This is a genomic window from Sphingopyxis sp. (assembly GCF_016463645.1).
Lineage (GTDB): Bacteria > Pseudomonadota > Alphaproteobacteria > Sphingomonadales > Sphingomonadaceae > Sphingopyxis.
This window is the reverse complement of sequence record NZ_JAEMQX010000088.1, coordinates 9249-15773: the sequence shown is the minus strand read 5'-3', so window position 1 is coordinate 15773 and position 6525 is coordinate 9249. Positions and strand designations below refer to the sequence as shown.

10 protein-coding genes and 1 pseudogene are annotated in these 6525 nt (G+C 65.8%); 2 read left to right on the top strand and 9 right to left on the bottom strand.

Translation table 11 applies throughout. From position 1 onward, the window contains the following. Positions 1 to 431: pseudogene (locus JHC57_RS15965) on the top strand (hypothetical protein); the annotation flags it as partial. A gap of 21 nt (positions 432 to 452) precedes the next feature. Here the strand turns inward: JHC57_RS15965 and JHC57_RS15960 are convergent. The 8 genes from JHC57_RS15960 to JHC57_RS15925 form a co-directional block, all read right to left on the bottom strand. Then, complete coding sequence (locus tag JHC57_RS15960) at positions 453 to 1589, bottom strand: relaxase/mobilization nuclease domain-containing protein (protein WP_004212786.1); 1137 nt, start codon at positions 1587 to 1589, stop codon at positions 453 to 455. Then, positions 1586 to 2116, bottom strand: coding sequence for a CopG family ribbon-helix-helix protein (locus tag JHC57_RS15955; RefSeq protein ID WP_004212787.1), 531 nt, complete (start codon positions 2114 to 2116; stop codon positions 1586 to 1588). The genes JHC57_RS15960 and JHC57_RS15955 overlap by 4 nt, the downstream gene beginning before the upstream one ends. A 253-nt stretch (positions 2117 to 2369) precedes the next feature. Continuing rightward, positions 2370 to 2579, bottom strand: coding sequence for a hypothetical protein (locus JHC57_RS15950; RefSeq protein ID WP_004212788.1), 210 nt, complete (start codon positions 2577 to 2579; stop codon positions 2370 to 2372). Positions 2580 to 2641: 62 nt separating this feature from the next. Then, positions 2642 to 3538 (bottom strand): ParB/RepB/Spo0J family partition protein, encoded by an 897-nt coding sequence (locus JHC57_RS15945; RefSeq protein WP_004212789.1) that lies wholly within the window; start codon positions 3536 to 3538, stop codon positions 2642 to 2644. Beyond that, entirely contained in the window at positions 3538 to 4302 is a 765-nt protein-coding gene (locus JHC57_RS15940) for a ParA family protein (RefSeq protein ID WP_004212790.1), read from the bottom strand. Before JHC57_RS15940 ends, JHC57_RS15945 begins: the two co-directional genes overlap by 1 nt. Positions 4303 to 4329: 27 nt before the next feature. After that, on the bottom strand, positions 4330 to 4506 hold the full coding sequence (locus tag JHC57_RS15935; RefSeq protein WP_004212791.1) for a hypothetical protein: 177 nt from the start codon (positions 4504 to 4506) through the stop codon (positions 4330 to 4332). A gap of 2 nt (positions 4507 to 4508) precedes the next feature. Beyond that, positions 4509 to 4922, bottom strand: a complete 414-nt coding sequence (locus JHC57_RS15930) for a hypothetical protein (protein ID WP_157225233.1) — start codon at positions 4920 to 4922, stop codon at positions 4509 to 4511. A 3-nt stretch (positions 4923 to 4925) separates the two neighbouring features. Continuing rightward, the gene (locus JHC57_RS15925) at positions 4926 to 5318 is read right to left on the bottom strand and encodes a DUF3768 domain-containing protein (RefSeq protein WP_004212795.1); all 393 of its coding nucleotides are present in this window, start codon (positions 5316 to 5318) and stop codon (positions 4926 to 4928) included. A gap of 263 nt (positions 5319 to 5581) precedes the next feature. Here JHC57_RS15925 and JHC57_RS15920 point away from each other — a divergent pair, with 263 nt between their 5' ends. Beyond that, entirely contained in the window at positions 5582 to 5923 is a 342-nt protein-coding gene (locus JHC57_RS15920; RefSeq protein WP_037492277.1) for a hypothetical protein, read from the top strand. Between the two features lie 111 nt (positions 5924 to 6034). Here JHC57_RS15920 and JHC57_RS15915 read toward each other — a convergent pair. Beyond that, a partial coding sequence (locus JHC57_RS15915; protein WP_294031186.1) for a hypothetical protein occupies positions 6035 to 6525 on the bottom strand: 491 nt, incomplete at its 5' end.

Below are 6525 nucleotides of genomic sequence, written 5' to 3'. Positions count from 1 at the left end.
ATCGTGCGCCTGTTTGCAGGAGAGAAAAGACCTCAGCTAAACCACAACCGGTTCCAACGCCGGCACGCCTCATAATTCAGGGCGTGCCGCCGGCTGTCCGGAGAAGATGGCTTCGGGGTGGCGCGGGCGCTCGACAAAGGGAACTGGAGCGTGATCAACGACCTGAGCTTTGGTGGACGTCTGTCCGTCTCTCCAGCTTTTTGATGGAGCCTGAAGACAAGGATCCGGTCGTCAGCGCGATCGGCGGGACCCTCGGGATCATCGGCGCTCTACTGGCGCGCGCTGGCGTCGCATCCCTGGAGGAATTTGCAGGCGCTCTGAGCGTCTATGCGCGCGTCACGCGCGAGACCGATCCCGATCAGGCCGAAATCCTGGACCAATGGGTGTCGATGCTACGTACCCTCGCGGCCCGCAGCGCCCCGCCCAACTAGCGGCGCGGCGCAACCGATCGCTCAGCGTTCCCGGTCACGCGGCTTGTGCGGCTCCCGGTCTGGCTTGTCCGCAGCCTTGGATCCCATCTCTGGCGTGCGCTCCCCCTGCCCGGCTGCGCGCTGCGCCATCATGATCTCACGCGCACGGGCAAGGCGCCGGGACACGGCCGGCGGCATGGCGGCCACGAAGCTGGTCACATCCTGCGCCAGCGCCAGATCCTCTTCCTTGCCCGTTGCCGCGAGCGCGGCGGCCGCCTGCGCATAGGTCGCACGAATGAACTTCTGACGGCCAAGCGCCGCCACATCCTCGGCCCTGCGTTCGGGCTCGGCAGAGTTCGCGAAGGTTTCAGCGCGCTCTTCGGTCAGGCGGTGAATGTCGAGCCCCTTGCCCTCTCCTGCGCCAAGGCCGTCGGTCCGCGCGTCGAGATGCCGCGCCGAAGAGCGGATGCGCTTCTGGACATGGCCCCGCGCCCGGCGCGGCGTGGCTTCGGCGGCGACCCCCCGCTCGCGCAGCTCATGCGCAAAGCTTTCACGCCAATGATGCAGGTCGGCTTTGCGCGGATTGAACCGGGTGCCGTCCTCGCCCTGGGTGGCGACGGTCAGATGAACATGGGGATGGTCCGTGTCGGTGTGCAGCGCGACCATATAGGCAAACTGCCCCTCAAACTCGACGCGGGCAAAAGCCTGAACTGCGTCATGGATGGTCGCGGCATCGGTCGTGCCGCCCGGCATCGACAGCACCATCGACATCGACGTCGGCCGATCGCGTCCAGTCGGGTTCATCGCATCGTCGAGCATCGCCCAGTCGCTGGCGATTGCCTTCAGCCGCTTCTCGTCGGTGATGATCTCGCCTTCACTGCTGCGCACCTCGAGTTTGCCATGCCGCGAGATGTAGCCGAAATGCTCGGAGAGATGCGCAGGCCCCCGCTGCTTGCCCGAGATCTTGACCATGACCTCGGGCGCCTTGCGCACGATGCGCTCGAGCTTGGCGCGCGCCTGCGCGGGCGTGAGCATGGCCGAGCCATCACCGCCCGCACTGCTCCGGCCGCCCCGTATCCGCAACGTCGCGCCTTTCAACGTACGCTTGCCGCCGCTCGGCGGGCGCCAGGCCTCCATCAGGCTCGGGAGCGGCAGGACGTCTTCGTCGCCGCCGCTCATGCCGGCGTATCCCAATAGCTCGCATCGCCCTTGAGCGCCTGGCCCAGCGCCGCGAGCTTCTTGTCCACATCATCGCGGAAGGACGCAACGCGAGCGGCCTCCCGTGCGAGGTCGAGGCCGGAATCGACCATCGTCGCGGCGTGCAGAGCGTGGACCGCCTGATTGAGGTTGATGCCGATGCGGTTGAGCTCGCGCCAGGACTGCGCGATCGCCGCGCGATCGGGACGCGGTGGCGGTGCCTTGCCGAAGAGACGCCGGCGCAAAAGGGCAACGATCCATTCGGTGCGCTTGAGGCCACGCGCCTCCGCCGCCGCATCGAGCAAGGCCAGGTCGCTCGGGGTCAGGCGAACCTCGACCCGGCCCGTCGTGCGCTCGCGAGGCGCCGGCACCACGACATCGTCCGCGTTCGTGCGCAGCGCCTCGTCGACCAGCCCACGCAGCAGTGCCGAGCGGCCGCCGCGGGAGGCTGCCATCGCATCGAAGCGCGCCGCGAGATCATCGGGCAGGCGGAGGCCGAAAAAAGCCATGCGCCATCCTATTGTTAAACATCCCCGGCGACAAGCCTATCCGGCCTTCACCTTAATTGACCCCTTCCATAGTCTGCTCAAGCAGACTCGCAGCCTCTCTGGAAGAAGCGCCTCACCGGCTGCGCAAGCAAGCCCGAAATGATCGTTGAAAAGAAAATGGCGGCATCCCTGAAGGAGGGATGCCGCCATCATTCGATCTGAAAATTCAAGCTTACTGACGCGGAGTGAGTGGTGCTGTTGGCCGGGGCCAGCGCTACCCATCATTGTCCGGGTGCGGCGGGTTGGCCTCGTCGATCAAGCGCTGGATGGCCGCGATCGGCGTATCATCCTCGAGCCGGATCATCGCGCCGCAGGAACAGGCAGCGGCTTTCTGCAAGCGCATCTGCCGGTACGGAACACTCAGTTCGGCTCCACATTTCGGGCAATCCACCTGTGCGCAGATATCGTCCAGTTCGCCGGTCATCATGCCTCCTTGCGCGAAGCGACTCATCGCAGGTTGAGAAACAGCCTACTCCAGTCCAGCGCTCATTCGAACGACAGATCGCGCGAGGCGACCTCACCCTCATCGCCGTCATCGAACACCACCCGAACGCGCTCGGGCAATATGAGCCGGGCGGATCGGGCGCCGACCATCACCTTGACGGGGCTGGGCGCCACGATCGGACGCGCGTGCCCTGCCCGGCCCGTCGGCTTGGCTGGCGATGGTGCGGCGGGCACGGCTGCCGGCGCGGTGGGCGCAGGCGCGGAACCGGCATCGACCGCACCCTTGAGCGAGGCAATGAACCGGCTACCTTCGGCAAGCGTGACGCCACGCTCGCCCAGTCCTGCGACGAACCCGCGCACCTCGACCGGATGCTTGCGGGCGGCGCGGTGGAGATCGTAGAGGACGCGGATGGGGGCCTTGTCGATCGCCTCGCGCAGATAAGGCTCCATCTCGCCATAGGCTGCGTAGAGCGAGACGAACTGCTTGGACCGGCCGAGCGCCTTGGCGATCTCGGCCTGGGTCTTGCCCTGCGCCAGCATGCGCTCGACGCCAAGCGCGAGTTCACGCGACGAGAGGCTGGCGCGCTGATCATTCTCGACGATCTGATCGGCGAGGACGTCACCGCCCTCCCCCGCTTCGCTGACGATCGCCGGAATGGTCGTCTTGCCCGCCGCGAGCGATGCGCGGTAGCGCCGTTCGCCCATGCGGATGACATGCTTGCCGTCCGCATTCCTGGGGCGAACGATGATCGGCTGCAGCACGCCGCGCACCTCGATCGACGCTGCAAGCTCGGCGAGTTCCACTTCGTCGAAGTGCGTGCGCGGATTGCCGGGGTCGGGCATCACCCAGTCGAGCGGCAAGTCCTCGACGCGCCGTGCGCTCTCATGCGCGCCCACGAGCATTCCGAACTCTTCGGCGCGCTGATCGAATTTGCCCATCAGGCGCTCTCCTTCGCCCGCGCATCGACGCGCCGTTCTACTTCGGCGAGGATCGAGCGGATCTCGTCCGAGGCCGCCTTGGCGCCGCTGCCCGTTTCATGCCAGACCGCATGATGGTTCTCGGCCGAATGCTTGTAGGTCGGGCGCGCCTTCACGAAGGCCGGGAACATGAGCGCCGGGCCGACCGCCTGGGTGAGCTTGACCGCATTGTCCATGTCCCGCTTGTCGAAGGCATTGACCATCGAGGGCAGCAGCCCGAGGAAATTGACCTTGCGCCCGCCGCGCGCGCCCTCGGCCTTCTTGAGCGCGGTCAGCAGCATCTTGGCGCATTCCAGCGAATCCTCGGCGACCTGAACCGGCGCGATGACTTCGTCCGCGACCGCCATCGCGCTCAAGGTGAGCTCGTCCCATTTGGGTCCGGTGTCGATCACACAATAATCGAAGTGGTGAGGCAGCTCGCGGAAGCGGACGATAAAGTCATGCACGTCCTGCGCGGCCTTGACCATCTGGAGACGCGGATCGGCCGCGAACACGGTGATGCCGGCTGCGTCGTCCAGCGCCAGTTTTGCGTCGGGATCGAACAGGTCGGCGGAAAACCAGCCGGTCCGTTCCTTCGCGAGCCGGCGGGTCGAAGATCCCTGCGGATCGAGATCAATGAACGCGACCCGCCGCCCTGCCTGCTCGGCCAGATACCAGGCGAGATGGGTTGCAAAGAAGGTCTTGCCGACGCCGCCCTTGAGCAGGCTGATGACGATGGTCTTCACATCATGTTTCCCTGCCAGGCGCCGCGCTCAGAAATCGTCGCCACCGTTGCGAAGGTTGCGCTCATAATGGTCGCGCGCCGACCAGTCCCCGCCGCCGCTGCCGAACCGGGGGCCGACATCGCGGAACAGATAGACGGTGAAGGCGAAGCACGCGAAACCGAAGAGGATCGCGTGATCGGGATGCTGGGAAAAATATTCCGCCATGATCAGTCTCCTGTAGCAGCCGCGGGCCGGGGCTGCCGGCCGCGTTGGTCGCGAAGTTCCGCATCGGGGACATCAAGACCATAGGTTTGCTTCAGCGCGTTCATGACGAGCGCGCGGATGGTGATATTATCGTGGTCGAGCGCGAGCCTCGCGATCGCGGCGTGCATCTGCGGGGTGACCCGCAGCTGCAGAAAGGCCGAGCGCCGTTCCTCGCTCCCCTGCCCCTCCGTCACCATATGCTCTCTCTCCTCTCGCGCTGCCCGGATGATCCGCGCCCACCGTATTGAATTCAATACGGTCGCGATGAGGCGTCTCCCCGGCACGACCGGCGCAGCGCGCACCAAAGTCTGCTCGAGCAGACGTTGCCCGGCACCGCCTTCATGAGGAGGGCTGGCCCCGCCGCGCGGGGCCAGCATGGCTTAATACTCTTGCGCGAGAAGAATGGTCAGCACGCGCGTGGTGACATTCTCGTCGGTCGGATCGGGCGAGCCGAACTCCAGCGCGCGGTCATAATAGTCGATCTTCCAGTAGAGCACCGCGTCGCGGAAGGTGAACCGGCCGAAATCGCGCTCGCCATGCGGATCCACGTCGGGACCGAAGCTGTCATAGTCGCGGATGGTGCGCAGCAATTGCGCCCGGGCCTGAAAGTTGCGGAACAGGCTGACGTCGCCGATCAGGCTCTGAACGCCGATGGTCATGACCACGCGGTTATGGCCTGGCTGGGTGAGTGAGCGGCGCAGCGCGTCATTGAGCTGGGCGATGGTTGCAGTGCGATCGGGCTGCGAAGAGGTATGGCTCTGATGCTCGGGCATGCGATCTGTCCTGTGCGTTCGAAACCCCGCCGATCGGGGTCTTTCAACACGGGCCGGCGCGCCGGGGCACAGCAGGCTCGCGCACCCGTAGGGTCGCAACGGCAGTGGAGAAGCCCGGCCACGGGCTTGCGCGGGACAGCGCCTCGGCGAGACCCGGACATGGTGATGACACCCGAGCTTTGGGCGGCACACAGGAACAGGTGATTTCGCTGGACGGGCATCAGAATGCTGGACCGGACGGTGACGCGGACTATCATTGCCCGATGACCGCTGCTCTTCACATCCTCTGGCCTGTCGCGCTGCGCAGCATCGGCGCGATGCAGCGGCACAAAGTCCTGGTGCGCAGCCAATGCCGGCGGTGCGGGGCGCTGATGCGTGTCGACCTGGACGACATGGTCGCGCGCCATGGCAGCAGCGGTTCGCTCATCGACGTACAGGAGCGCTGCCGCATGGTCGCCTGTGACGGTGCGGCCTTCTATCTGGCCTCGCCCGGCTATGGCGGTCCATGGCGAACATTGCTGGGCGATCCCGGCCTCGCCGAGGGCCTCGCCAATGGCGTCGCGCCGGTCACGGCCGAGACGCTGCTTGGGCCGACCGCCCGCTAGAGCAATCGCCTTTCCAGCAAGGGATCGTTACCCGGCAGGGCCGAGACCCGGCACGGGGCTCGGGGCGTCAGCCTAGAGCCCGGTCCGGCGCAGCCGGTGCCCCGACCTCCCTCAATCCAGCGGACCGAACAATCTGGTCAGGATCAGATCGAGCGTCGCGACCTTCTCGAATTGTCCCTTGGCGATCACCCGGTGCATCGGTCTTTCGTTCTTCTTGCCCTGCGCCGTTCCCTTGGCATGGCGTGCGACCGGAAAGCCGCGAATATCGGGCAACGGCACATCGGGCGCATTGCCGAACCAGAGATAGGACAGGAGATCGAGGTCGGGTGACACCACGATCCAGATGATGCAGCCGCTCGGCTTCTCCATGAGTTTGAGGTTTGCGGTCACGCGCGGCGCCCGCCCGCCCAAGGTCACCGTCTTGAACTGGATATGCCGGGTAATCGCCTTGTAGCTCATCACCAGATCATAGCCGCCGGCATCGAACTCCGAGCGCAGCACCTCGACTCCGGTAATCCCGCGCTGCCACAGACGCCGCAGCGCCTCGCCTACAAAGACATGCTCGACAATGCGCTCGCGCAGGGTCGAGTGCAGATAATGGG